Origin of the sequence: Thermocrispum municipale DSM 44069, assembly GCF_000427825.1 — a bacterium.
GTDB classification, from domain to species: Bacteria; Actinomycetota; Actinomycetes; order Mycobacteriales; family Pseudonocardiaceae; genus Thermocrispum; species Thermocrispum municipale.
On the sequence record NZ_ATYT01000003.1, the window covers coordinates 156,112 to 181,598 of the forward strand.

The 25,487-nt window shown below is 71.2% G+C and carries 20 protein-coding genes, 1 pseudogene and 4 riboswitches; of the genes and pseudogenes, 13 read left to right on the forward strand and 8 right to left on the reverse strand.

Going from position 1 to position 25,487, the window contains the following annotated elements:
* Window positions 1-28: 28 nt before the first annotated feature.
* Complete coding sequence (locus YWM_RS0100730; RefSeq protein WP_028849097.1) at window positions 29-1,027, reverse strand: ABC transporter substrate-binding protein; 999 nt, start codon at window positions 1,025-1,027, stop codon at window positions 29-31.
* A 26-nt stretch (window positions 1,028-1,053) separates the two neighbouring features.
* A riboswitch (cobalamin riboswitch) is annotated at window positions 1,054-1,241 on the reverse strand.
* Window positions 1,242-1,425: 184 nt separating this feature from the next.
* Between YWM_RS0100730 and YWM_RS0100735 the strand changes: the two genes are divergently transcribed.
* On the forward strand, window positions 1,426-1,659 hold the full coding sequence (locus tag YWM_RS0100735) for a CbtB domain-containing protein (RefSeq protein WP_028849098.1): 234 nt from the start codon (window positions 1,426-1,428) through the stop codon (window positions 1,657-1,659).
* Between the two features lie 148 nt (window positions 1,660-1,807).
* On the forward strand, window positions 1,808-2,629 hold the full coding sequence (locus YWM_RS0100740; RefSeq protein WP_028849099.1) for a CbtA family protein: 822 nt from the start codon (window positions 1,808-1,810) through the stop codon (window positions 2,627-2,629).
* Between the two features lies 1 nt (window position 2,630).
* Here the strand turns inward: YWM_RS0100740 and YWM_RS0100745 are convergent, their stop codons facing one another.
* Genes YWM_RS0100745 through cobN form a run of 4 tightly spaced genes read right to left on the reverse strand, consistent with a single transcriptional unit; the run spans window position 2,631 to window position 9,203 of the window.
* A complete protein-coding gene (locus YWM_RS0100745; RefSeq protein ID WP_028849100.1) occupies window positions 2,631-3,356 on the reverse strand; it encodes a cobalt-precorrin-6A reductase in 726 nt (241 codons plus the stop codon).
* Window positions 3,353-4,849 (reverse strand): cobyric acid synthase, encoded by a 1,497-nt coding sequence (locus YWM_RS0100750; RefSeq protein ID WP_028849101.1) that lies wholly within the window; start codon window positions 4,847-4,849, stop codon window positions 3,353-3,355. The genes YWM_RS0100745 and YWM_RS0100750 overlap by 4 nt, the downstream gene beginning before the upstream one ends.
* Window positions 4,846-5,598 (reverse strand): precorrin-6A synthase (deacetylating), encoded by a 753-nt coding sequence (cobF, locus tag YWM_RS0100755; RefSeq protein ID WP_028849102.1) that lies wholly within the window; start codon window positions 5,596-5,598, stop codon window positions 4,846-4,848. Before cobF (YWM_RS0100755) ends, YWM_RS0100750 begins: the two co-directional genes overlap by 4 nt.
* Window positions 5,595-9,203: a cobaltochelatase subunit CobN gene (cobN, locus tag YWM_RS0100760; RefSeq protein ID WP_028849103.1), complete on the reverse strand. Its 3,609-nt coding sequence runs from the start codon at window positions 9,201-9,203 to the stop codon at window positions 5,595-5,597. Before cobN ends, cobF (YWM_RS0100755) begins: the two co-directional genes overlap by 4 nt.
* A gap of 38 nt (window positions 9,204-9,241) precedes the next feature.
* Window positions 9,242-9,372, reverse strand: a riboswitch (cobalamin riboswitch).
* Between cobN and YWM_RS25000 the strand changes: the two genes are divergently transcribed.
* From YWM_RS25000 to bluB, 6 genes are all read left to right on the forward strand, one after another.
* A complete protein-coding gene (locus YWM_RS25000; RefSeq protein WP_169720945.1) occupies window positions 9,372-9,911 on the forward strand; it encodes a histidine phosphatase family protein in 540 nt (179 codons plus the stop codon). It overlaps the preceding riboswitch by 1 nt.
* A gap of 573 nt (window positions 9,912-10,484) precedes the next feature.
* Window positions 10,485-10,668, forward strand: a riboswitch (cobalamin riboswitch).
* Between the two features lie 56 nt (window positions 10,669-10,724).
* Entirely contained in the window at window positions 10,725-11,570 is an 846-nt protein-coding gene (locus YWM_RS0100775; protein WP_211232398.1) for a sulfite reductase subunit beta, read from the forward strand.
* Window positions 11,567-12,232, forward strand: coding sequence for a precorrin-8X methylmutase (locus YWM_RS0100780; protein ID WP_028849105.1), 666 nt, complete (start codon window positions 11,567-11,569; stop codon window positions 12,230-12,232). Before YWM_RS0100775 ends, YWM_RS0100780 begins: the two co-directional genes overlap by 4 nt.
* Complete coding sequence (cobJ, locus tag YWM_RS0100785; protein ID WP_028849106.1) at window positions 12,229-13,758, forward strand: precorrin-3B C(17)-methyltransferase; 1,530 nt, start codon at window positions 12,229-12,231, stop codon at window positions 13,756-13,758. The genes YWM_RS0100780 and cobJ overlap by 4 nt, the downstream gene beginning before the upstream one ends.
* Window positions 13,755-14,528: a precorrin-4 C(11)-methyltransferase gene (gene cobM / locus YWM_RS0100790; RefSeq protein ID WP_028849107.1), complete on the forward strand. Its 774-nt coding sequence runs from the start codon at window positions 13,755-13,757 to the stop codon at window positions 14,526-14,528. The genes cobJ and cobM overlap by 4 nt, the downstream gene beginning before the upstream one ends.
* Entirely contained in the window at window positions 14,528-15,169 is a 642-nt protein-coding gene (gene bluB, locus YWM_RS0100795; RefSeq protein ID WP_028849108.1) for a 5,6-dimethylbenzimidazole synthase, read from the forward strand. Before cobM ends, bluB begins: the two co-directional genes overlap by 1 nt.
* On the opposite strand, the gene YWM_RS0100800 is transcribed toward bluB, so the two are convergent.
* Window positions 15,144-16,355, reverse strand: a complete 1,212-nt coding sequence (locus YWM_RS0100800) for a bifunctional cobalt-precorrin-7 (C(5))-methyltransferase/cobalt-precorrin-6B (C(15))-methyltransferase (RefSeq protein ID WP_028849109.1) — start codon at window positions 16,353-16,355, stop codon at window positions 15,144-15,146. The genes bluB and YWM_RS0100800 overlap by 26 nt on opposite strands.
* A gap of 56 nt (window positions 16,356-16,411) precedes the next feature.
* Window positions 16,412-16,558, forward strand: a riboswitch (cobalamin riboswitch).
* 29 nt (window positions 16,559-16,587) lie between these two features.
* Between YWM_RS0100800 and YWM_RS0100805 the strand changes: the two genes are divergently transcribed.
* From YWM_RS0100805 to YWM_RS26710, 5 genes are read left to right on the forward strand one after another with little or no spacing between them, the layout of a single operon-like run.
* Entirely contained in the window at window positions 16,588-18,651 is a 2,064-nt protein-coding gene (locus tag YWM_RS0100805) for a VWA domain-containing protein (protein WP_028849110.1), read from the forward strand.
* Complete coding sequence (gene cobO, locus YWM_RS0100810; protein WP_028849111.1) at window positions 18,651-19,265, forward strand: cob(I)yrinic acid a,c-diamide adenosyltransferase; 615 nt, start codon at window positions 18,651-18,653, stop codon at window positions 19,263-19,265. The genes YWM_RS0100805 and cobO overlap by 1 nt, the downstream gene beginning before the upstream one ends.
* Window positions 19,259-21,691 carry a bifunctional hydrogenobyrinic acid a,c-diamide synthase/histidinol phosphate aminotransferase CobBC gene (gene cobBC / locus YWM_RS0100815; protein ID WP_028849112.1) on the forward strand — a complete coding sequence of 811 codons (2,433 nt, stop codon included), beginning with the start codon at window positions 19,259-19,261 and terminating at the stop codon, window positions 21,689-21,691. The genes cobO and cobBC overlap by 7 nt, the downstream gene beginning before the upstream one ends.
* 8 nt (window positions 21,692-21,699) lie before the next feature.
* Window positions 21,700-22,740 carry a nicotinate-nucleotide--dimethylbenzimidazole phosphoribosyltransferase gene (gene cobT / locus YWM_RS0100820; RefSeq protein WP_028849113.1) on the forward strand — a complete coding sequence of 347 codons (1,041 nt, stop codon included), beginning with the start codon at window positions 21,700-21,702 and terminating at the stop codon, window positions 22,738-22,740.
* Window positions 22,740-23,507 carry an adenosylcobinamide-GDP ribazoletransferase gene (locus tag YWM_RS26710; RefSeq protein WP_028849114.1) on the forward strand — a complete coding sequence of 256 codons (768 nt, stop codon included), beginning with the start codon at window positions 22,740-22,742 and terminating at the stop codon, window positions 23,505-23,507. The genes cobT and YWM_RS26710 overlap by 1 nt, the downstream gene beginning before the upstream one ends.
* Before the next feature lie 158 nt (window positions 23,508-23,665).
* On the opposite strand, the pseudogene YWM_RS21575 reads toward YWM_RS26710, so the two are convergent.
* Together YWM_RS21575 and cobF (YWM_RS0100835) are read right to left on the reverse strand one after the other, a co-directional pair.
* A pseudogene (locus tag YWM_RS21575) lies at window positions 23,666-24,757 on the reverse strand (cobyric acid synthase); the annotation flags it as partial.
* Complete coding sequence (gene cobF, locus YWM_RS0100835; protein ID WP_028849115.1) at window positions 24,754-25,482, reverse strand: precorrin-6A synthase (deacetylating); 729 nt, start codon at window positions 25,480-25,482, stop codon at window positions 24,754-24,756. The pseudogene YWM_RS21575 and the gene cobF (YWM_RS0100835), both read right to left, overlap by 4 nt.
* Window positions 25,483-25,487 lie beyond the last annotated feature (5 nt).

Below are 25,487 nucleotides of genomic sequence, written 5' to 3' on the forward strand. Positions count from 1 at the left end.
GCCCGGCCCGCTGCGAGGCGGGCCACACTCACGGCCGGAGGTCGAGATCCGCCAGCTGGCTGGCCACCGAGGCCGCGCCGTCGACCATGCGAACTCCGGGCGTGGCCTCGGAGTAGGCCACGGTCACGAACGCGCCCTTCTTCACGGCGGTGAGCTCGCTCAGCACGGGGTCCTTCTCCAGGTAGGCCCTCTTCTCCTCGGCCGACGACCAGCTGGCGTCCGCCAGGACGATGACGTCGGGGTCGGTTGCCAGAACGTCCTCCCAGCTGCCCTCGCCCCAACCCCGCTCGATGTCGTCGAACATGTTCTCGGCACCGACCGCGTCGAGGATCAGCTGTGGTCCGCTCTGGCCGCCGCCGACCAGCGGCGTCTTGTCACCTGAGTCGTACCACAGGGCAGTCAGGCCCTGACCGGGTGCAGCGTCGCGGATGCTCTCGAGCGTCTCCTTCTGCTCGGACACGAGCGCCTTCGAGGTGCCGGGCTCGCCGAGCAATTCCGCGACGTCGTCCAGCTCCTGCCACACGGCGTCGAAGGTCGGGGCCGGGCGCTGGCTCTTGTCCGGGCAGCCGAAGGGGGACAGGTACGACTGGATTCCCGAGCCAGCCAGGACGGTGCGGTCACCCGCCACGCCCTTGTCGAAGGCGGAGGCGTACGACGCGTACACCAGGTCGGGTTCTGCCTCCAGGAGAGCCTCGTTCGTGGGGTACTCCGCGGCCAGCACCGGTACCTGCTCGTACTCCTGGGCCCACCGGTCCGAGATCGCGTCGTCGAGGTAGGCGGTGCCGACGAGGCGGTCACCCAGCCCGAGGGCGAGCACCACCTCGGTGGCGCCCTGGTTCAGAGTCACCACACGCTCGGGCGTGGACGCCACGACGACCTCGTGGTCGCAGTTGACCAGCTCAACAGGGAAGCGGTCGCCGCTCTCAGCGGTCGCCGTCTCCTTCTCTGGCGCGCCGGCGCAACCGGCGAGGAGCAGGACGGCGCCTGCGGCGAGTGACAGTCCGGGCATGGCGGCACGGCGAATCATGGGATCTTTCTCCAAGGACCTCGTTGGATACGAAACGCGCCGTGGCCGGTCTCCTGGCTCGCGCATCGCCGTCCTGCGACCGACCTTCCCAGGTGTGCACCCAGTGGTCCCGACACCGGAGTGTCGGTGAGGTCGCGGAACTCCGCGCTCACAGTGGCGAGGGCCGCGCCGGTCTTCCACCGGCTTCCCGTGCACCACGGCACCGGCACCGTACCAGTCCGTGGGTCGGCGTCCTCAGGGGGCGGCACGCCGCGTACGCTGGCCCCAGCGAATGCCATGGAAGCCGGTGAGAGTCCGGCACAGTCGCGCTGCTGTGACACCGTCCTCGGAGGGTGAAGTCAGACCCGGGCGTTCGTCCATCCCCACATCACCAGGGCGCAGAACCCTGAGGAGGAAACATGTCGCACGCTGTTGCCGCGCCATTGTCCGGTGCCACCGCCATTCCCGCCGTCGAGATCCCGACGGTCGACCTTCGTGAGCTCGCCCCGTGGGCACTGTTCTTCGGCCTGCTGTCCGTGCTGGTCGTCTTCTTCGTCAGCATCGACCAGGGTGCGGTTTCACTCTTCGCCGGCACCGCCGTGCACGAGTGGGTCCACGACGGTCGTCACCTGCTTGGCTACCCCTGCCACTGACCCCTCGCTGGGTCAGCACAGCTGAGCTCCGACCGCCCTTGAGTGCGGTCTCCCTTCCCGACCCCTGCGCCGATCACGGCGCTGGGGCGTCGGGCGCGTCGTGCTGCGTGCACGGCTCATTCGACGACCACAGAAACAGGAATCACAAGTGAACGCACGTACTTTCCTGGTCCGCGGCCTGCTCGCGGGCCTCATCGCCGGCATCGTGGCCTTCGGCGTGGCCTTCACGGTCGGCGAGCCGCCGATCGACACCGCCATCGGCCTGGAGGAGGCCGCGGCAGCGGAGGTTCCGGCCGAGAGCGGCGCGGACGAGGTCCACACCCACGCCGAGGGCGACGGCGACCACACGCACGCCGCGGCTGCCACGGAGGAGGGGCACGCCCACTCGCACGGTGACGAGGAGGAGGGCGGCATCACCCGCACCACCCAGAAGACCTGGGGCCTGGCCACTGCGACGATCGCCATCGGCGTCGCCCTGGGCGGGATCATCGCCCTCATCGCCGCCGCCGTCGCTGGACGTCTGGGACGTCTGACGATCGTCGGCTCGACCGCACTGGTCACCGCACTCGGCTTCGTCGCCTACGCGCTGGTGCCCTTCCTGAAGTACCCGGCTGCTCCGCCGGCCGTGGGCAGCGGTGACACCATCGGGTCGCGCACCGCGTACTACTTCGCCTTCGCGCTGATCTCCATCGTCGCGATGGTCGCAACGGTGTTCCTGGGCCGCTGGCTCGCCGCCGCACGTGGCGCGTGGACCGGTGTCGTCGTGGCCGGGGTCGCCTACGTCATCGTGGTCGCCGTCGCGGCACTCGCCATGCCGACGGTCAACGAGCTCGGTGCCTTCCCCGCCGACGTGCTGTGGGAGTTCCGGATCTCCTCGGTCCTCACCCTGGCCGCGCTCTGGGGCGCCCTGGGCGTGGCCCTGACGTGGCTGCTCGGGCGGGTCGACACCACCGCGAAGGCGGTCGTCTGAGTCAGCGGTGCGACAGCACCCACTCGAGAGCCGGGCCCACCGCGTGCACGACCTGCGCGCGGGGGTCCGGCTCCGGCCGTTCCACGACGACCACAGGGACACCGAGCTGCGCAGCGGCCTGCATCTTGGGCCAGGTGTACGTCCCGCCGGAGTCCTTGGTGACCAGGACGTCGCTGCCGTGGTCGGCCATGACCGCGAGGTCGCCCTCGAGCGTGTACGGCCCGCGGCTGGTGAGCAGCCGCCACCGCGCAGGGAGGTCGACGTCGGGGGCGTCCACGACACGGGCCAGGACCGGAGCCTCGCGCAGCTCGGGCACGAAGCGGGCGAGCTCCTGCCGTCCGACGGTCAGGAAGGGACGTTGCCCCAGTGTTGCCGCCACCTGCGCTGCTTCGGCGTGTGTGCGCACGTACCGCCAGGCCGGATCCGGCTCCCAGCCGGGACGCTCGAAGCGCAGCAGCGGTACCTGCTCGGCCGCGCAGGCCTCGACGGCGTTGGCGCTCATGCCACGGGCGAACGGGTGGGTGGCGTCCACGACCAGGTCGTAGTCGGCCAGCGCGGTCCGCAAGCCCGCGACGCCGCCGAAACCGCCGATGCGGACCGGTCCCACCGGTAGGCGCGGACGTGCCACGCGCCCGGCGAGCGACGAGGTGACGTCCACCCGGGCCTCCACCAGGAGCTGGGCCAGGTCGCGCGCCTCCGCAGTGCCTCCGAGCAGCAGGACCCTCATCGTGCACCTTCCTGTGGGAGAGCGGGGACGGTGAGCACCGGCAGCGAAGCAGGCGCTCCGTCACGGGCCAGCGCCAGCAGCATCTCGACGTCGAGGTGCTCCTCGACGAGGTCGGCGAGGAGCTCCATCCGGCGCTCCCGTGCGGCCGGGAAGCTGGCGCCGGAGGGGGCCAGGGCGGCGACCTCGGCGAGGAAGGCGGCCCGGAAGGCGTCCCCCTCCAGGCTGCCGTGCCACATCGTGCCGAACACCTGACCGGAGCGGGCCCCGCCGAGGAACTCCTCAGCGCCTGCGTCGCGGCTGATCCGCCCGTGGTGGATCTCGTAGCCGGTCGTGGCCGCCCCGAGCGCCTCGCCGACGGGCAGGCGCAGCGCCTTCTCCACGGCGAACGTGGTGGTCACGGGGAGCAGGCCCAGCCCCTCGGCGTGCGCGCCGACGGCCCCCTCGACGCCGTTGGGGTCGCTGACCGTGCGGCCGAGCATCTGGAAGCCGCCGCAGATGCCGAGCACCGGACGACCCGCCGCGGCGTGGGCCTTGATCGCGGCGTCGAGCCCGCGCGAGCGCAGCCACGCGAGGTCGGCGAGCGTGGCGCGCGTACCCGGCAGCACCACGAGGTGAGCGTCGGCGAGGTCGCGGGGGTCGGAGACGAAGACGACGTCGAGGTCCGGCTCCAGACCCAGGGCGTCGACGTCGGTGAAGTTGCTGATCCGGGGGAGCCGTACGACCGCGACCCGCACTCGGGCGCCGTCCTTGCCGCGGCGACCCTCCAGGTCGAGGGCGTCCTCGGAGTCGAGCCACAGGTCGGGGTGCCACGGCAGCACTCCGTGCACGGGACGACCGGTCATCCGCTCCAGCTGGTCCAGGCCCGGGCGCAGCAGTCCGAGGTCGCCGCGGAACTTGTTGACCACAAAGCCAGCCAGCAGCGCCTGGTCCGCCGGCTCCAGCAACACCAGGGTGCCGAACATCGAGGCGAAGAGGCCGCCCCGGTCGATGTCGCCGACCATGACCACCGGGAGGTCGGCGTGGCGGGCCAGGCCCATGTTGACGTAGTCGCTGGAGCGCAGGTTGATCTCGGCCGGGCTGCCCGCTCCTTCGGCCACGACAACGTCGAACCGTTCCGCGAGGTCGTCGTACGCGGCGTGCGCCGCCGCAGCGAGGTGCCGTCGCCCGGTGGCGAAGTCGGTGGCGGAGACCTCCCCGGCGGGTTGCCCCATGACCACGACGTGGCTGCGTCGGTCGGAACCGGGCTTGAGCAGGACGGGGTTCATGGCGGGCTCGGGAGTCACCTGGGCGGCGAGCGCCTGGACCCACTGGGCCCGGCCGATCTCGGCGGTGCCTCCCGCGGGGTCCTGGCAGACCATGGAGTTGTTGGACATGTTCTGCGCCTTGTACGGCGCCACCCGGACCCCGCGGCGCGCGAAGGCCCGGCACAGCCCGGTGGTCACCACCGACTTGCCGGCGTCCGAGGTGGTCCCGGCTACCAACAGCCCGCTCATGCGGGGCCCTCCGGGGCGCGGAGCAGGTACACGTCCATCACCCAACCGGCGAGCTCTCGGGCTCGGGCGCGGGCCTCGCGCACCTGCGGCAGGACGTGGCGGACCGTGCCGGCCACCAGCTGTTCGCCGTCCGAGCCGAGATTGGCGCCCCACCAGATCTGCCAGCCGGGGAGCTCCTCGAGCTGGTCGAGGCTGGCCTCGGAGCCAAGCATGACCAGCACGTTGCGCTGGCCCGCAGCGACGGTGTCGCGCAGGCGACGGGCGGTGGTGACGTGCACTGGCGTGCCGACCGGGTGCAGCACGATGCGGTGCCGGGCGGCCAGCAGCTGGGGAGCGCTGATGCCGGGCACGACGTCCCAGGTGAGACCGGCCAGGCGGGGATCGGCCGCCATGCCCTCGACCACGCGCAGGGTCGAGTCGTACAGCGACGGGTCACCCCACACCAGGAAGGTCGCCCGCCCACCCCGCTCGGCCACCGCGTCGGCGAAGGCCGCCACCCGGGCGGCGTGCCAGTCGCGCACTGCGGCGGGGTAGTCGCTTGGGTCGTCCCGGTCACGCTGCGGGTCGGGCACCTCGACCAGCTCGACCTCGAACTCCTCGCAGATCGCGCGGCGCACCTGCAGCAGCTCGTCGTCCTCGTGCTTGCGCACGGCGAGCACGTAGTCGGTGTCCAGCAGGGCGCGGACGGCGTCCCGGGTCAGGTGGTCGGGACCCGTGCCGAAGCCGACAACGTGCAGGTGGGCACTCACGCCTCGTCCTCCAGGTCCCCCTCGACCTCGAGGTACACCTTCTGCAGCTGCGACAGCGTCTCCGGGTCGGGCTCCGCCCACAGGCCACGCTCGGCGGCCTCGTGCAGCCGCTCGACGATGCCGCGCAGGGCCCACGGGTTCGAGGTACGCAGGAACGCTTGGTTGGTCTCGTCCAGCACGTATGAACTGGCGAGCGACTCGTACATCCAGTCGTGGACGACCCCGGCGGTGGCGTCGAACCCGAACAGGTAGTCGACGGTGGCTGCGAGCTCGAATGCGCCCTTGTAGCCGTGGCGCTGCATCGCCCCGATCCAGCGGGGGTTGACCACGCGAGCCCGGAAGACCCGGTTCGTCTCCTCCTGCAGCGAGCGCGTCCGGACGGCGTCGGGGGAGGTCGAGTCGCCGACGTAGGCCTTCGGGTCGGAGCCGGTGAGCGCGCGCACGGTGGCCACCATGCCGCCGTGGTACTGGAAGTAGTCGTCGGAGTCCGCGATGTCGTGCTCAGCGCTGTCGACGTTCTTCGCAGCCACCTTGATCCGTCGGTACGCGGTGCGCATGTCCTCGGCCGCGGCGATTCCGTCCAGGCCTCGGCCGTATGCGAAACCGCCCCACGCGGTGTACACCTCGGCCAGGTCGTTGTCGTCGCGCCACGAGCCCGACTCGACCACCTGGAGGATGCCCGCACCGTAGGAGCCGGGCTTGGAGCCGAAGATGCGAGTCGTGGCCCGGCGCTCGTCCCCGTGCTCAGCCAGGTCGGCCCGGCTGTGGGCGCGGACGAAGTTCATCTCGTCCGGCTCGTCCAGGGCGGCGACCAGCTGCACCGCGTCGTCCAGCATCGACACCACGTGCGGGAAGGCGTCGCGGAAGAAGCCCGAGATGCGGACGGTGACGTCGATGCGCGGACGGCCGAGTTCGGCCAGGTCGATCACCTGCAGGTTGTTCACCCGGCGGGACATGTCGTCCCACTCGGGCCGTACACCGAGCAGCGCGAGCACCTCGGCCACGTCGTCACCGGAGGTGCGCATCGCGCTGGTGCCCCACACCGACAGGCCGACGGAGCTCGGGTACTCGCCGGTCTCGTCCAGGTAGCGCTGCACGAGGGACTCGGCCATCGCCTGACCGGTCTGCCAGGCCAGGCGCGAGGGGATGGCGCGGGGATCGACTGTGTAGAAGTTGCGGCCGGTCGGCAGCACGTTGACCAGGCCGCGCAGCGGCGAGCCGGACGGGCCGGCGGGCACGTAGCCGCCCTCGAGGGCGTGCAGCAGCACGTCCATCTCATCGGTCGTGCTGGCCAGGCGCGGCACCACCTCGGTGGCGGCGAAGCTCAGCGCGGCCCGCACGTCGGCGTCCTCGTGGAGCTGGGGCACCACTGTGGGGTCCCAGTTCGCTGCGGCCAAGGCCTCCACGAGACCCCGTGCCTCGGCCTCGAAGGCGTCCACCTGCGCGGTCGAGGCGCCGTCGGAGAGGCCGAGTGCTGCTCGGAGCCCGGGGACGGCGTTGCCGACCCCGCCCCAGACCTGCGAGGCGCGCAGCACCGCGAGGACCAGGTTCACCAGGGCCTCGTCGGAGGGTGCCTGACCCAGGACGTGGAGTCCGTCGCGGATCTGGACGTCCTTGATCTCGCACAACCAGCCGTCGACGTGCAGCAGGAAGTCGTCGAACTCCTCGTCGCCGGGGCGCTCGTCGAGACCGAGGTCCCGGTGCATCTCGGCGGCCTTCATCAGCTGCCAGATCTCCCCGCGGATCGCGGGCAGCTTGGCCGGGTCCATCGCGGCGATGTTGCCGTACTCGTCCAGCAGCTGCTCCAGGCGGGCGATGTCGCCGTACGTCTCGGCGCGCGCCATCGGCGGGATCAGGTGGTCGACGATGGTGGCGTGGGCGCGTCGCTTCGCCTGTGCGCCCTCGCCGGGGTCATTGACGAGGAACGGGTAGAAGAGGGGCAGGTTGCCCAGCACCGCGTCGGTGCCGCACTCGGCGGAGAGCGCCGCGTTCTTGCCCGGCAGCCACTCCAGGGAACCGTGCTTGCCGACGTGCACGACGGCGTGCGCGCCGAAGCCGCCGGACTCCGGGGACTCCTCCAACCAGCGGTAGGCCGCCATGTAGTGGTGGGTCGGGGCGAGGTCGGGGTCGTGGTAGATCGCCACGGGGTTCTCGCCGAAGCCGCGGGGCGGTTGGATCATGATGACCACGTTCCCGGCGACGAGCGTGGCGATCACGATCTCACCGGCGTCGTTGACGAAGAGGGAACCAGGAGCCTCCCCCCACGCCTCGGTCATGGAGTCGCGCAGGGCCTGCGGCAGGTGGGCGGTCCAGCGGCGGTAATGGTCGGCGTCGATGCGCACGTGCGCATCGGTGAGCTGTCCGGACGTCAGCCACTCCTCGTCCTGCCCACCCGCGGCGATCATCGCGTGGATCAGGGCGTCACCCGCCTGTGTGTCGTCCTCGAGGTCGAGGCCTGGTACCGCGCCGGGGCCGCCCAGGTCGTACCCGGCGTCTCGGAGTCGTCGGAGCAGGCGGATCGTGGAGACCGGGGTGTCCAGTCCGACGGCGTTGCCGATACGGGAGTGCTTGGTCGGGTACGCCGACAGGACGAGTGCGACCTTCTTCTCTGCGTTCGGGACGTGACGCAGTCGCGCGTGGTTGACCGCGATGGCGGCCACGCGGGCGCAACGCTCGGGGTCGGCGACGTAACGGGGGAGACCTTCGTCATCGATCTCCTTGAAGGAGAACGGTGCGGTGATGATGCGCCCGTCGAACTCCGGAATGGCGATCTGGTTCGCGGAGTCGAGCGGCGTGACGCCGTCGTCGTTGGCTTCCCACTCCTCACGGCTGCTGGTCAGGCACAGTCCCTGGAGGACGGGGATGTCGAGGGCGGCGATGCGCTCGACGTCCCAGGTTTCGTCGTCGCCGCCGGCACTGACCGAGGCCGGGACGCTGCCGCCGGCGGCCAGGACGGTCACCACGACGGCATCGAGCTGGCCGAGAGCTTCGAAGAGCTCGTCGGGCGCACTGCGCAGCGAGCCGGCGAAGATGGGTACGCCCACGGCCTGACCGGTGGCGTCGACGGCGTCCGCCAGGGCGTGCGCGAAGGCGGTGTTCCCGCTGGCCTGGTGGGCGCGGTAGTAGAGGATGCCGACCTTCGGCAGTGAGGGGTCGGAGGGTGCGCCTCGCTCGGCGAAGCCCCATGACGGCACGACCGCCGGGGGCTCGAAGCCCTCACCGGTGAGCAGGACGGTGTCGGAGAGGAACGCGTGCATCTGGGCCAAGTTGGCCGGCCCGCCCTCGGCCAGGTAGCGGTGCGCCTCGGTCGCGACGCCGATCGGGACGGTGCTGAGCTCCATCAGCTCGGCGCTGGGCTGCTGCTCACCGCCGAGGACCACCAACGGTGTGCCGGCGGCGCGGACGGCCGCCAGTCCCTCCCACAGGTCATGGGGCGAGCCCAGATGACGTACGACGACGAGGTCGGCACCCGCGAGGACCGCATCCAGCTCGCTGCTCGTGCTGCGCGACGGGTTGGCGAGCGCGAAGCTCGAGCCGCTGGCCCGGGCCGAGAGCAGGTCGGTGTCGGACGTGGAGAGCAGGCAGATGTGTGCGGACGCGGCCATGTGCCGGGTTCCTCCTCCGGGGTTCTCGCCCCGTGTAGCGGTCGGATTCACCCACGGCCAGTGTCTGGCTTCGAGCACGCGTGCTCGATCACAGTGGCGGAACCGCCCCGGAGTCTCACCGGGTTCCTGCGCCGTGGATCTTCCGCAGCCTACGGGAGAATGGCGCGCGTGAAGCAGCCGGTCTACCTCCTGAGGCACGGAGAGTCGGAGTGGAACGCGCAAGGCGTTACACAGGGACAGACGCCACATCCGCGGCTCACAGGTGCTGGGCGTGCCCAGATGGTCGAGGCCGCTGATTTCCTCGCCCTATGTCTGACGTCCACAGACGCGGTGCGCGTGACCTCGAGCGACCTCACCCGGGCGGTCGAAGGGGGCGAGGTGGTGGCGGCCCGTCTGGGAGCCAGCCAACTTGTCGACGAACGTCTTCGGGAACGGCACTTCGGCCTCTTCCAGGGGACGAACCACCGACGCACGGTCTCCTGGACCGGACGGGCCTCGGCTGTCGCGCTCGCCCATGGTGGCGTGGAGCGCCGAGCTGAGGTCGTGCGCAGGACATTGGCTGCCCTTGCCGACCTCGACCCGGCGATGACGCACGTCGTGGTGGCGCACGGTGAGCTGTTCCGTCTCCTGCCCGGGGGCTCCGCGGTGGGGGAGGTCGCCAACGGCCAGGTCCTCCTCTGGGACGGCCGATCCGTCCAGCGGCTGTGACGTCGACGATCGGGGAGGGGCGTGTGACGGCCGTCGGGGGCTCGTCGCGCGCACCTCACGCGGACCATGAAAATCGGTCAGAACCGACCGACCTGCGGTACGGATTGGGTTCCAGATTCGGTGGCGAGTCGAGGGCCTGATCGAAAGGCTCCGAGAGTGCGTCGCTGCGGCGCTGCAACCGCGGTTTGGGTGCCCTCGTAGGCAGCTGTCGACGGGAGGGCTCGGATTGGGCTCGCTTTGATTCGCAAAGGTCTGCGACCCCGCGCCGACGCCCACAAGGGTCGAGAACGACATCGCTGCAGGTCAGGTGCGGTTTCTGGGATACGAAGGCGTCCGATCGCAAATGATCGCGTTGACGCTCAGGGGGCCGAACCTGTTCCCGATGACCGGTCACGTGGAGGTCGTCGCGCTCCTGGAGAAAGCGGGTTCTGACCTGCAGGGGAGCGACCTGACCTGACGGTCCCAACGCCCTCCGAATGCACCTTGGAGCGCACCTCGGGCTCGCTTTGCGCGACACGCGGTGGTCGGGACCAGCTTGGTCACAGGCGCCAGTTCTCCCCGTCGTGGCGAGGTGCTAGTGTGCTCGGTGCCAGTCGTACTTCACTCGTGGAGTCAGGGAACCCGGTGAGATTCCGGGACTGACGCGCAGCGGTGAGGGTGACGGGCGAGGCAACACGCCACTGGAGCAGTGCTCTGGGAAGGTGCCTCGCGCCGGTTGATCCCGAGTCCGAAGACCTGCTGGCACTGGTGACAACCGTCGCCAGGTCGTACGTGGACTCCGCGACAGGGTCCCTGACCAGATAGGTCCTGGCAGTGTCAGCCTCCCGCACTCGCGCCGACCGGTGTCCTGGCGCCCTCCGACCATGGCAGGCGGCCGACGGCCTCCTCGTCCGGCTTCGGCTGATCGGGGGCCGAGTTCCCTCGACAGCGCTGAGGTCGCTCGTCGAGGTTGCTGAGGAGTACGGCGACGGAAGCGTGCACACGACGTCGCGGGCGAACCTTCAGGTGCGTGCCTTTCCCGGCTCCGAAGGCCGGCTGTCGTCCGAGGCGCTCGCCGCCCTCGAGCGAACCGGCCTCCTGCCGACCAGGACCCACGAGCTGGCCCGCAATGTGATGGTGTCCCCGCAAACCGGCTTGGCCGGGGGCCGCGCCGACCTCCGGGCAGTCGCACGCGAGCTCGACGACCGGTTGTGCGCCGACCCGGATCTCGCGGCCCTGCCGGGACGGTTCTTGTTCGTGCTCGACGACGGACGCGGCGACCTTCTGGCTCGAAGCTGCGATCTCGGGCTGGCGGCACTCGACTCGACGCGGGTTCAGCTGCGGATCGGGACCGGGTGGGGGACGATCGTGCCGCTCGAGGAGGCGGCAGGGCGGATGGTCGATCTGACGCAGGAGTTCGTCGTACGCCGGGGCAACGGCCCGGACGCGGCCTGGCATGTATCCGAGCTGACGGAGCCCCTCGTCCCACCGAGCCCGCCCGACCCAGGCCTGCCCGACCCGGCGGAGCCGCTGCCATTCGGACTGGTGGCCGGCGGGCGTCATGTCGAGGTTTCCGAGACCGGTCTCGACCGCCAGGTCATCGAAGACCTGACCGCAGCAGTCGATCACGTGGTCGTCACACCGTGGCGTGGCGTGCTCATTCCCGAGGAGAGCAGATGACCAACCTGCGCAGGCCACCGCGCCGTTACGAGTACGTCGACTCCGGACCCGCGATCTATGTCGACTCCTTCGCCACCATCCGGCGAGAGGCCGACCTGCGAGCGGTTCCGGCTGATGCCGAGAAGCTCGCGGTCCGCATGATCCACGGCAGCGGGCAGGTCGACCTCGCTGATGACCTGATCGTGCATCCGCTGATGGTGTCGACTGCCCGGGCCGCGCTGGAGTCGGGCGCGCCGATCCTGTGCGATGCAACCATGGTCGCGACCGGCGTCACCCGCAGTAGACTGCCGAAGGACAACGACGTCGTCTGCCTGCTCAACGACCCGCGGGTGCCCGGGCTGGCCCGCGAGTGGCGCACCACCCGTACCGCCGCCGCCGTTTCGCTGTGGGAGCCGCGCCTGGACGGTGCCGTTGTAGCCATCGGCAACGCTCCGACTGCACTGTTCCACCTGCTGGAGATGATTATCGACGGTGGCCCGCGACCTGCGGCGATCGTCGGCTGCCCGGTCGGCTTCATCGGCGCCGCCGAATCCAAGCAGGCTCTCGTGGACCTCCACGCCGAGCACGGCATCGACATCCCCTACGCCACGGTCCGCGGCCGTCGCGGGGGATCGGCGATGACCTCCTCAGCACTCAACGCACTCGCCCAGGAGACAGAATGACCGGCCGTTTCACGGTCGTCGGCATCGGCCCCGGCGACCCGGAGCTCATGACGCTCAAGGCAGCTCGGATCATCGGCGCGTCCGACGTCGTCGCGTACCACGCGGGCGTGAAGAAGAAGTCCCACGCGCGCCGCATCGCCGACGGCGTCATTCCGGCCGACGCCATCGAGGAGGAGCTGCGCTATCCGGTCACCACCGGCACCACCGACCACCCCGGCGGGTATGTCGGGGCGATGGCCGAGTTCTACGAGTCCTGCGCGGTGCGGCTCTCGGCTCACCTCGACGAGGGTCGCGACGTGGTCCTGCTCTCGGAGGGCGACCCGCTCTTCTACGGCTCGTCGATGTACCTGCACGACCGGTTCAAGGAGATCTACCCGACCGAGGTGGTGCCGGGCGTGCCCGCGTTCGCGGCGGCGGCAGCGGCGATCTCTGGCAGCTCAGGCCCGCTGGTCCGACAGACGGATGTCCTGACCGTCCTCCCCGGAACGCTGCCCGAGCCGGAACTCGCGAGACGGCTGGCCGACACAGAGGCCGCGGTCATCATGAAGCTCGGCCGGACGTTCCCGGCCGTGCGCTCCGCGCTGGCGCAGGCCGGGCGGCTCGAGGGCGCCTGGTACGTCGAGCGGGCGTCGCAGTCCGAGGAGCGTTGGCTGCCGGTCGCCGAGGTCGACCCGGACTCCGTGCCCTACTTCTCCCTGATCGTCGTCCCCGGCGACACCGCCAGCCGGCCGACCGCTGACCGGCTGCGCGCTCGCGACGCGGAGCCGAGTGGATCCGCCGCGACGGACGACGAGCGGACCGCTGAGCTCCTGGTCGTCGGCCTCGGTCCCGGCCCCGACGACTGGCTCACGCCGGAGGTCTCGGCGGCGTTGGGCGAGGTCGACCACGTGGTCGGCTACGCCCCGTACGTGGCTCGCGTCCCGCAGCGTGCCGGACTGACCCGCCACGCGTCGGGCAACACCGTCGAGGTCGACCGGGCTCGTGTCGCGCTCGACCTGGCCAAGGCGGGGGAGAGGGTCGCGGTCGTCTCGGGTGGCGACGCTGGCGTCTTCGGGATGGCGGCAGCCGTCTTCGAGGCGGCCGAGGACCCGGCGTACGCGGGCGTGCCGATCCGGGTGCTGCCGGGGGTCAGCGCCGTGCAGGCGGTGGCCGCCCGTGCCGGTGCGCCCATCGGGGCGGACTTCGCCGTCGTCTCGCTCTCCGACAGGCTCAAGGCGTGGGAGGTCGTGGAACGGCGCCTCCGCGCCGTCGCCGACGCCGACCTCGTGCTAGCGATCTACAACCCGGCCTCCCGCTCCCGGACCGAGCAGATTGCCACCGCCCACCGTGTCCTGCTGGAGCATCGCAAGCCGGAGACCGTCGTCATCGTCGGGCGCGACGTCGGGCGCGACGAGGAGTCGCTGACCGTCACGACGCTGGCCGACCTGGACCCGGAGACGATCGACATGAAGTGCCTGCTGATCGTGGGTGCCGAGAGCACGCGGGTGAGCCGCGCCGGCGTGTGGACGCCGAGGTACGTGCGGTGAGTGCTGCCGTCCACTTCGTCGGCGCCGGTCCGGGCGCGGCCGACCTGCTGACCGTGCGCGCGACGCACCTGCTGGCGCAGGCGGACCTGGTGCTCTATCCCGGCACCTACCTCGATCCCGACGTGCTCGCCCACGTCGGCCCGAGCGCAGAGCTCGTCGACACCCAGGACCTCGACCTCGACACGATGGTCGCGCGGATGGTCGGCGCAGCTGGCGCGGGGCAGACGGTGGTGCGGCTGACGTCCGGCGACCCGTCTCTCTATTCCGCGCTGCACGAGCAGACCCGCCGGCTCGATGCTGCCGGGGTTGCCTGGTCGGTGACGCCCGGGGTGCCCGCCTATGCTGCCGCTGCTGCGCTGGTCGGGAGCGAGCTGACGGTGCCGCTGGTGGCGCAGTCGGTGGTGCTGACCCGCACCCAGGCCCGCTCTACCGCGATGCCGGAGTCCGAGTCGCTGGCGGCGTTCGCTGCGACCCGCTCGACGCTCGTGCTGCATCTGGCGATCACGCGGGTGCGCGAGCTGATGGCCGAGATCGAGCCGGAGTACGGCGGGGACTGCCCGGTGGCCGTCGTCTACCGAGCGAGCCAGCCCGGGGAGCAGGTGCTGCGTGGCACGGTGGCGACCATCTCGGAGGTGGTGGAGGCGGCAGGGCTGCGCCAGGCGGCCGTGATCCTGGTCGGCTGGGCGCTGGCCCGCGAGGGCGGCGAGTCCTATCTCTACGACGCGGCCCGCGACCGGAGCTCGAAGCGACGCGGTGATCGGGGGCTCTGATGGAGCTCTACGACGTCATCAACCGTCGTCGTGACACTCGCCGAGAATTCACGGGTGAGCCGTTGGCGGCCGAGGTGCTGGAGCGGCTGCTGTCGGCGGCTCACTGTGCACCCAGCGTCGGCATGAGCCAACCGTGGGACTTCGTGCTGGTCCGCTCGCCAGCCACGCTCAGCGCTTTCGCCGACCACGTCGCGCTCGAGCGGGACGCGTTCGCGGCGACGCTCAGCGGTGAGCGCGCCGAGACGTTCTCGCGGATCAAGGTCGAAGGGATCCGTGAGTCGCGGCTCGGGATCGTGGTCGGCTACGACCCGACTCGCGGCGGGCCGAGTGTGCTCGGGCGACACGCCATCGCCGATGCCGGGCTCTACTCGGTGGTTTGCGCGATCCAGAACCTGTGGCTCGCCGCGACGGCCGAGGGCCTCGGGGTGGGGTGGGTCAGTTTCTACCGCGAGGAGTTCCTGCGCGATCTCGTCGGCATGCCGGAGCACGTGCGGCCGGTGGCGTGGCTCTGCGTCGGTGCCGTCTCGGAGCTGCCGGAGGTACCTGATCTGGAGCGCTACGGCTGGCGGCACCGCTCGCCGTTGGCGAGTGTCTTGCATGAGGAGAGGTACGGCTTCAGCGCGTCAGTGCCCACTGGGTGACGGTACGGGCCGGAGTCCAGCCGGTGAAGGTGCCGACAGGTGCGCTGGTCTCGACCGAGACTCGGGTCAGTTCGCCGCCGTGCTGCAGGTAGAGCCGACCGAGCAGCATCTCGGTCTCGAGGGTCACGCCGTGCGCGACCAGCCGGCCGCCCGGCCGGAGCGCCGTCAGGCAGGCGTCGATCACGCCGTCGCGGGTGGCGCCTCCGCCGACGAAGATCGCGTCGGGCGTGCGCAGTCCGGCGAGGGCGTCGGGGGCGCGGCCGTGCACGATTTCGAGTCCCGGCACGCCGAGACGCGCGGCGTTGCGGCTGATCCTCGTGGCGCGGTCGGCGTCGGCCTCAACGGCGGTGGTCATGCAGGACGGGTGGGCGCGCATCCACTCGATCCCGACCGAGCCGGCGCCGGCCCCGACGTCCCACAGGTGCTCGCCCGGGACGGGGGCGAGCCGTGCGAGGGCGCTGGCACGCAGGTCGCGCTTGGTCAACTGGCCGTCGTGCTCGAAGGCGTCGTCGGGCAGACCGGCGACCCAACCGCCGAGGGCCGGGCCGACGCAGTCGATCGCGACGACGTTGAGCCGAGGCAGATCGAGCTCAGTGCCGGTGAGGATGACGGCGCTCTCGAACCGGAACGAGCTCTGCTCCGGCCCGCCGAGGTCACCGAGCACGGTGACCTCGCTGTCGCCGTACCCCTCGGCGACCAAGAGCCCCGCAATGTCCCTCGGGGTCTGCTCATCGGACGAGAGCACCAGGATCCGACGGCCAGGGGCGAGCTCGCGGCGCACCAGCGCGACGTCTCGACCCACGACGCTCACGACGGCATGGCTCTCTGCCGGCCAGCGCATCGCCGCCCGTGCGAGGGCGACTGAGGAGATCGCCGGGACCACTGTCACCTCGTCGGTCCCGAGGAGGTCGATGAGGGTCGTGGCGATCCCGGACACGAGCGGGTCGCCGGAGGCGAGGGCGACGACGTGTCCGGCGGCTGCTTCTTCGGCCAGGGATGCGAGCAGTGCTGGCAGCCGGTCACGCATCGGGGAGGGCCAGGGCTCGCGGCGCTGCCCCGGCACGTCGGGCAGGAGGTCGAGGTGCCGGGGTCCACCGAGCACCACGCGGGCGCTCTCGACCAGGGTGCGGCCCGCCTCGCAGATGCCGTCCCATCCGTCGGCGCCGATACCCACCACAGTGATCACGCGAGCAGATGCTATCGTGAGCCCCGCAAGGCGAGAGGTGCCCCAACGGCCCATCCATCGGAAACGGTGGGGACGGTGGACGGGGAGAATCTGGGAAGCCGGTGAGATTCCGGCACAGGCCCGCTGCGGTGAACCGAGCCTCCACTCACGAGTTGAGCGGAGGACTCGGCAAGTCCGAAGACCGGCCTCCCGCCCGACCAGTCACTGCTGGCGAACAGAGCGGGAGCCTCACATGCCACAGTACTACCCATTTTCAGCCGTCCTCGGTTGCGAGACCGACGCCCTGGACGACATGGGCCTCGCGCTCGTCCTCACGACGATCTCGCCGGAGATCGGTGGCGTCCTCGTCCGCGGCGAGAAGGGCACCGCCAAGTCGACGGCCGTGAGGGCGCTAGCGGCCGTGCTGCCGCCGATCGAGGTGTACGCGGCCGACAGGTTCTCCGTGGACCCTGCCGACCCGGCAGCCACATCGCCCGACGGCCCGTTCGGCACCGAGACGGAGACCATCGTCCGTCCGGTGCGGCTCGTCGAGCTCCCCGTTGGCGCGACCGAGGACCGGGTCCTCGGCTCCCTCCACCTCGAGCGGGCGCTGTCGCACGGCAAGGTGGAGTACGAGCCCGGACTGCTCGCGAGAGCACACCGCGGCATCCTCTACGTCGACGAGGTCAACCTGCTGCACGACCACCTCGTCGACCTGCTCCTCGATGCTGCGGCGATGGGTCAGGTCACCGTTGAACGCGACGGCGTCTCGGTCGAGCACGCGGCCCGGTTCGTGCTGATCGGCACGATGAACCCCGAGGAGGGGGAGCTGCGCCCGCAGTTGCTCGACCGCTTCGGGCTCACCGTCGAGGTCGCTGCCCCGCGGGAGCCGGCGCTCCGCGCCGAGGTCGTGCGGCGGCGGATGGCCTACGACGCCGATCCGGTCGCGTTCGCCGCGCGCTACCGCGACGCCGACCGGGCCCTGACCGAGCGCGTCGAATCGGCCCGCGAGCGTCTCGCCAAGGTGCGGCTCACGGAGTCTGCGCTCATGAAGATCGCCGAGGTCTGTGCCGCGTTCGAGGTCGACGGGCTTCGCGCCGACATCGTCACCGCCCGCACCGCGGTCGCCCACGCCGCCTGGGAGGGCCGCGACGAGGTCACCCGCGCTGACATCCGACGCGCCGCATTGCTGGCGCTGCCGCACCGGCGCCGCCGCAACCCCTTCGACGCTCCCGGTCTCGACGAGGACCTGCTCGACCAGGTCCTGGGCGACGACGAGCTACCGCCCGAGCCGCCGGAGGGACCGGCGCCCGATGACCCGCAGAGCCCACCCGAAGACCACACACCAGATCAGGCGCACGCTGACGGACCGCGGGACGAGGCCGGTGAGGGCGACAGTGGTCAGGCGCCGACCGACAGCCTGGCGGAGACTCCGGCCGAGCCTGACCTTGAGCAGCCGATGACGCCGCCCGCAGGCACCGAGGCGGGTTCGACGGTTCGTGCCACCGCGCCGTACCGACCCCGGCTGCTCAAGGTGCAGGGGCTCGGGGAGGGCGAGGCCGGACGACGCAGTCGAGCCCTCGCGAGCACCGGTCGCCGTGTCGGCGCCCGGCGACCGGACGGACCCACGGGATCACTCCACCTCGTGGAGACTCTGCTGGCGGCCGCTGGCAAGCAGTCCTCGCGCGGACGCACGACCGGACGCGTGGAGCTGCGCAACGAGGACCTCCGGGTTGCCGTGCGGGAGGGGCGGGAGGCGAATCTTGTGCTGTTCTGCGTTGACGCCTCCGGGTCCATGGCCGCGCGTAAGCGGATGACCCAGGTGAAGACCGCGATCCTCTCGCTTCTGCTCGATGCGTACCGCCGCCGTGACAAGGTCGGCCTGGTCACCTTCCGGGGCACCGAGGCGACGGTCGCGCTGCCGCCCACACATTCCGTCGACATCGCTGCCGCGCGGCTCGATGAAGTTCCGGCAGGGGGACGCACGCCGCTGGCCGAAGGGCTGCTCGAAGCCGCTCGCGTGCTGACCCGTGAGCGAATGCGCGATCCACGGCTGCGACCACTCCTGGTGGTGGTGACGGACGGTCGCGCGACGGGCGGAAGGGACGCTGTCGCGCGGTCACAGCAGGCTGCGGAGTACGTCGCCGGGCTCGGTGTGACGACGGTCGTCATCGATGGCGAGGGCGGCCCCCTGCGTCTTGGCCTCGCACTGCGACTCGCGGAGCTGCTGGGCGCCGAACACCTGCCCGTGGCCGAGGTCAGTGCTGAGGCGCTGGCCGGCACGGTCCGATCCCGCACGCAGAAGGGAGCGGCCTGATGCCCCAGGGCAAGCCTGCTGTCGTTCCCGACGACGGCCTGACGACGAAGCAGCGCCGCAACCGGCCTCTGCTCGTGGTGCACACCGGCGACGGCAAGGGGAAGTCCACCGCCGCCTTCGGGCTCGCGCTTCGCGGGTGGAACCAGGGCTGGAAGATCGGTGTCTTCCAGTTCGTGAAGTCGGCCAAGTGGCGCATCGGCGAGCAGACCGTTCTGGAGCGACTGGGCCGGCTGCACGAGGAGACGGGCGAGGGCGGCCCGGTCGAGTGGCACAAGATGGGTTCCGGCTGGTCGTGGACCCGAAAGCAGGGTGACGCCGAGGACCACGAGACCGCGGCTCTGCAGGGATGGCAGGAGATCAAGCGCCGCCTGGCCGACGAGAGCCACGACCTGCTGATCCTCGACGAGTTCACCTACCCGATGAAGTGGGGCTGGTTCGACGTCGACGACGTCGTAGAGACGCTGCGAAACCGGCCGGGCTTCCAGCACGTGATCATCACGGGCCGCAACGCGGATCCCCGCCTCATTGAGGCTGCCGACCTAGTCACGGAGATGAGCAAGGTCAAGCATCCGATGGACGTCGGCCAGAAGGGCCAGAGGGGCATCGAGTGGTAGCCCTGCCCCGGCTGGTCGTCTCCGCGCCGTCCACCGGCCAGGGCAAGACCACGATCGCCACCGGGCTCATGGCCGCTCTCCGGATGGCCGGCCACGAGGTGAGCGGTCACAAGGTCGGTCCGGACTACATCGACCCCGGCTACCACGCCTTGGCGACCGGCCGCCCCGGCCGCAACCTCGACCCGCACCTCGTGGGCGAGGAGCGGCTCGTCCCGATGTTGCTGCACGGTGCGTCCGGCGCGGACATCGCGGTGATCGAGGGCGTCATGGGCCTGTACGACGGACGACTGGGCACCGACGGATTCGCCTCCACCGCGCACGTCGCCACCCTCACCCGGACGCCAGTCGTGCTCGTGATCGACGTCGCCAAGCTGTCCCGCTCCGCGGGCGCGATCGCCCTCGGCATGGCGAGCTTCGACGCCGGAGTCCGGGTGGCCGGTGTCGTCCTCAACCAGGCGGGATCGGACCGCAACACCGCCGAGATCATCGGCTCGCTCGAGCAAACGGGTCTACCGGTCCTTGGCGTGATGCCGCGCGACGTCCGGCTCTCCACACCCTCACGCCACCTGGGGCTCGTCCCCGCCGCCGAACGGGACGGCTCCATCCGGATGATCGAACAGCTCGGGGAGCAGGTGGCCCGCCATGTGAACCTCGACGCGATCGTCGAGGTGGCCCGCTCGGCGCCGGATCTGGACGACGAGGCGTGGAACCCCGCGCGAGAGGTGATGTCGGTCGGGGCCAGCGAGCACAGGCCAGTCGTCGCGATGGCCGGCGGGCGCGCCTTCACCTTCCGCTACGCGGAGACCGAAGAGCTGTTGACCGCTGCCGGCTGCGAGGTCGTCACCTTCGATCCGCTCGCTGACCGGGCGCTCCCGGCCGGCACGCAGGGCATCTACCTCGGCGGCGGGTTCCCCGAGGTGTACGCCGCCGAGCTCGCCGCCAACCGCGGTCTGCTGGAGGATCTGCGTAGCGCCGTGGCCGCCGGGATCCCGACGGTCGCCGAGTGCGCCGGGTTGCTCTATCTGGCCGAGTCGCTCGACGGCGTACCCATGGCGGGCATTGTCCCGACCACAGCTGCGATGGCAGAGCGGCTCGTGCTGCGTTACCCGGCTGCGATCGCCGCGACCGACTCGCTCCTCACCAAGGCAGGGGAGGAGGTCACCGGTCACGAGTTCCACCGCACCCGGACCACCCCGGCCGCCGGGGCGAGCGCGGCCTGGACGATCGACGGCGAACCCGTCGGCTATGCCAGCGGGAACCTCCACGCGTCCTACCTCCACCTCCACTGGGCCGGGCACCCTCAACTCGCCCAGCGATTCGCCGACGCCGTCCATGCTGCGCCGACGCACGTGGTCTCGCCCGCTCCGCCTGCGGCGTCCGTAAAGCGGCCCCGCAACCGTGTGGCCGACCCTTTGCGCCATCACGGCGACGTCGAGACGGGAGAGGGCCTCCTGGACTTCGCGGTCAATGTCTTCGACGGCGACCGGCCTGGGTGGCTGGATCGTGCGATGCGCGACAGCCTCGCCGCGGCCGCGGCCTATCCCGACGCCGAGCCGGCTCGCGCCGCGATCGCCCAGCGGCACGGACGTAAGCTCGAGGAGGTCCTTCCGACCGCCGGCGCTGCCGAGGCGTTCACGCTGATCGCCCAGCTGCGCCCGTGGCGGCGCCCGGTCGTCGTGCACCCGCAGTTCACCGAGCCACATGCCGCGCTCGAACAGGCCGGACACACCGTGACGACGGTCGTGTGCCGACCGAGGGACGGCTTCGCCTTGGATCCCGACGCGATCCCCGAAGACGCGGACCTCGTCGTCATCGGGAACCCCACCAATCCGACCGGTGTCCTTCACCCCGCAGAGCTGCTCCGCGGTCTGCGCCGGAGAGGTCGACTCGTCGTGGTCGACGAGGCGTTCATGGACGCGGTGCCCTGCGAGACCGGCTCCCTGGCCCGCGAGCAACTCAAGGGCCTGGTGGTCGTCCGGAGTCTCACCAAGCACTGGTCCATCCCGGGAATCCGAGCCGGCTACATCGTCGGCGATCGCACGCAGGTCCGTTGGTTGGCCGACCGGCAGACGCCTTGGTCCGTCTCGGCACCGGCCATCGCGGCAACGATCGCGTGCACCAGCCGGACAGCAACCCCTGAGGCCCGCGACCGCGCGGCCACACTGGCGCGCTGGCGCGACTTCCTCGAAGGCGGTCTTCGCGGACGCGGGATCGACTACGCGCCATCGGCGGCGCCCTTCGTCCTGGCGCGGCTGGGACGGGGCGCTCATGCGGCGCTGCGGGAGCGCGGCGTCGCCGTACGCCGGGCCGACACGTTCCCGGGGCTCGACTCCACCTGGGTCCGCATCGCCGTGCGTCCACCGGGGATGACGAACCAACTCTTCACCGCGCTCGACGCGGTCCGCCTTCTCCAGCCCACCTCGTGAGGTCCGCCATGCCCTACGTCTCCGCCCCGTCCGACATCGCCCGCGATCATGCGGCCAAGCGCTTGGCGGCGCTGGCCACCCCGCCCGGTGCCCTCGGCCGCCTCGGCGAGCTGGGCATCTGGCTCGCGTCCTGCCAGGGCCATGTACCTCCGAAGCCGGTGAATGACGTCCGGCTGGTCATCTTTGCCGGCGACCATGGCGTCGCCTCGCACGGTGTCTCCGCGTTCCCGCCCGCGATCACCGGTGCGATGGTCCGCACCTTCCTAGCCGGCAAGGCGGCTGTGAATGCCTTGGCAGCCACCCACGGCGTCGCGGTCCGCGTGCTAGACCTGGGAGTCGACGACGACTTCGCCGATCTCGACGAGGCGACTCGCGCGGCGCTGACCGTCCACAAAGTCCGTCGGTCCAGCGGCGCCATTCATCTCGAGGACGCCCTCACGTCGGAGCAGACCCGGCAGGCCCTCGACGCCGGAGCGGCGATCGCACGCGAGGAGATGCGGGCGGGCGCCCAGCTGCTGCTCAGCGGAGACATGGGCATCGGCAACACCACCCCCGCTGCGGCCCTGGTCGCCGCCGGCCTGGGGCTTCCCGCTCGCGAGGTGGTCGGCCGCGGTACGGGGATCGACGACGCGACGCTGGCGCACAAGACCGAGGTCATCGACATCGCCCTCCGGCGTGCCGGCACCCGGGCCGGCGACCCGGTCGAGACACTGACAGCCTTGGGAAGCGCAGACCTGGCCGCCACCACCGGCTACCTCCTTGCCGCAGCCCAGGACGGCGTACCGGTGCTGCTCGACGGACTCATGAGCGTGGCCTGTGCCCTCACCGCCGACCGGATCGAGCCCGGCGCCGCCGCCTGGTACGCCGCCGGCCACCGGTCGACCGAGCCCGCCCAGTCGCTCGCGCTCGCCAAGATGGGCCGAGAACCGCTGCTCGACCTCGGCATGCGGCTGGGGGAGGGATCGGGCGCTGTCGCGGCCGTGCCGATGGTGCGCAGCGCCTCCGCCGTGCTCCGCGAGGTGGCGTTGCTGTCCGAGCTCCGGGCGTGATGCTGCTCGACGCGTGGCGGCTGGCCCTCGGCACACTCACCGCTATCCCCGTCGCCCCACCGGCCCTCGTCGACCGACGCCGGGCCGGCATGGCCATGGTGCTCGCACCGCTGGCAGTCCTGCCGCTCGCGGTGGCGGTGACTCTGGTGGCCCTGGCCGGGCATGGCCTCGACCTGCCGATCCCCGTGGCGGCTCTGCTGGCGCTGGGCGCAACCATCCTCGGCAACCGCGCCTTCCACCTCGACGGGCTCTCCGACACCGTCGACGGCATGGCGGCCTCCTACGACCGCGAGCGGTCGCTGGAGGTGATGAAAAGCGGTATGTCGGGCCCGGCTGGTGTCGTCGCGGTCGTGCTCGTCCTCGGGCTGCAGGCTGCCGGCCTGGGCGCCGTACTTGCCTCGCCGCACCCTGTGCGCGCCGCCGTCCTCGCCGGCTGCGCGCTCTGCGTCTCGCGTGTCGCGCTCGCCACCTGCTGCGCCCGAGGTGTGCCGTCCGCACGACCCGGTGGGCTCGGTGACACCTACACCGGCACCGTGGCCCTGGCAGTCGTGGTGCTCATGTGGCTGACGTGCGCCGCCGTTCTCTCGCTCGCCGGCGCTTGGTCCGGACTCGCCTGGTGGCGAGGAGCGCTGGCCAGCGCGACGGCGTTCGCCGTGGGCGCCGTCGTCGTCGCTCGCGCGGTACGGCGGCTCGGCGGCGTCACCGGCGACGTCTTCGGCGCAGCGATCGAGCTGTCGCTCGCTGCCCTTCTTGTGGCTCTCTCGTGAGCGCCCGAGCCGTCGGTCTCTTGCTCGGGTTCGCCGCGGACCGCGTGCTCGGAGACCCACAGCGTCTCCATCCCGTTGCCGGCTTCGGCAACGCGGCCGCAGCGCTGGAGCGTCCGCTCTACGCCGACTCCCGGCCGCGGGGCGCGGCCCACACGGCGGAGCAACCCCAGGCCCTCGACCTCGGCACCCGCCACGCCCTCGACACCGGCAGGGTCGCTGATGGTGCGGCCGAGCATCTGGAAGCCGCCGCAGATGCCGAGCACCGGGCGACCTCGGCGGGCGTGGTCGAGGATCGCGGCGTCCAGTCCCCGTGCGCGCAGCCAGGCCAGGTCGCTGATCGTCGAGCGGGTCCCCGGCACCACGATCACGTCGGCATCGGCGACGTCGCGGGGGTCGGAGACGAAGACGACGTCGAGGTCGGGCTCCAGACCGAGCGCGTCGACGTCGGTGAAGTTGCTGATCCGCGGCAGCCGCACGACCGCGATCCGGAAGGCGGCCTCACCGCTGGAGCGACGACCGTCGAGGTCGAGGGCGTCCTCGGAGTCCAGCCACAGGCTCGGATCCCACGGCAGTACGCCGAACACGCGACGGCCCGTCAACCGCTCCAGGGAGTCCGGGCCGGGAGAGAGGAGCGCGAGTTCGCCACGGAACTTGTTGACCACGAAGCCGGCCACCAGCCTCTGGTCCGCGGGCTCCAGGAGCGCGACCGTGCCGTACATCGCGGCGAAGACACCGCCGCGGTCGATGTCGCCCACAACCACGGTGTGCAGCGATGCGTGCCGGGCCAGCCCCATGTTGACGTTGTCGCCGGCGCGCAGGTTGATCTCGGCCGGGCTCCCTGCTCCCTCGGCCACGATGACGTCGAAACGCGCCGCCAGGTCGTCGTATGCAGTGTGTGCGGCCGTGGCCAGGTGACGTCGGCCCGTCTCCCAGTCCGCCGACGAGAGCTCGCCGGCTGGATGGCCCATCAGGACGACATGACTGCGCCGGTCGCTGCCGGGCTTGAGCAGCATCGGATTCATCGCCGGCTCAGGGGCAACGCGGGCAGCCAGTGCCTGGACCCACTGGGCTCGGCCGATCTCGGCGGTCGTGCCGTCGGCGGCGGCGCAGACCATCGAGTTGTTCGACATGTTCTGGGCCTTGTACGGCGCCACCTTCACGCCACGTCTCGCGAAGACGCGGCACAGGCCGGTGGTGACGACCGACTTGCCGGCGTCCGAGGTCGTCCCGGCGACGAGCAGACCGCTCACGGCTGCGCCTCCCGAGCCCGCAGCAGGTAGACGTCCATCACCCAGCCGGCCGCTGCCTTCGCCCGCTCGCGCGCTGCTTCGATCGAGGGCAGCACCTCGGCGACCCGCCCCGCGACGAGCTCCTCGGAGTCGGTGCCGAGGTTGGCACCCCACCAGATCGACCAGTCGTCAAGCCCGGCCAGGTCGAGGGTGCCGGTGAGCATGACGCACAGGTTGGTCTGGCCGGCCGCGACGTCCTCGCGGAGCCGCCGGCCGGTAGTGATGTGGACGGGCTGGGCGACCGGGTGCAGCACGATCCGGTGACGGGCGGCCAACAGCTGCGGTGCGCTGATGCCCGGTAGCACGTCGTACTCCAGCGGCATCCGCTCGGCGAGCCGGTCCACGACCCGGATCGTCGAGTCGTAGAGCGACGGATCACCCCACACGAGGAACGCTGCCGTGCCATCCCGCTCGCGCAGGACCCGCTCGTAGGCCGTCACACGAGCCTCGTGCCAGTCCTTGACTGCCTTCGCATAGTCGACCGGATCGGCCCGATCCCGCTCGGGATCGGGGACGGCGACCACCTCGAGACCATGCTCGACCGCAATGGCTCGGCGGACCGAGAGCAGGCCATCGTCCTCGCGCTTCTCGGCGGCGAGGACGTAGTCGCACGACCGGAGCGCGTCGGCCACTTCCGGGGTGACATGCTGCGGCCCCATTCCGACGCCGAGAACGCGGACCCTCACCGGGC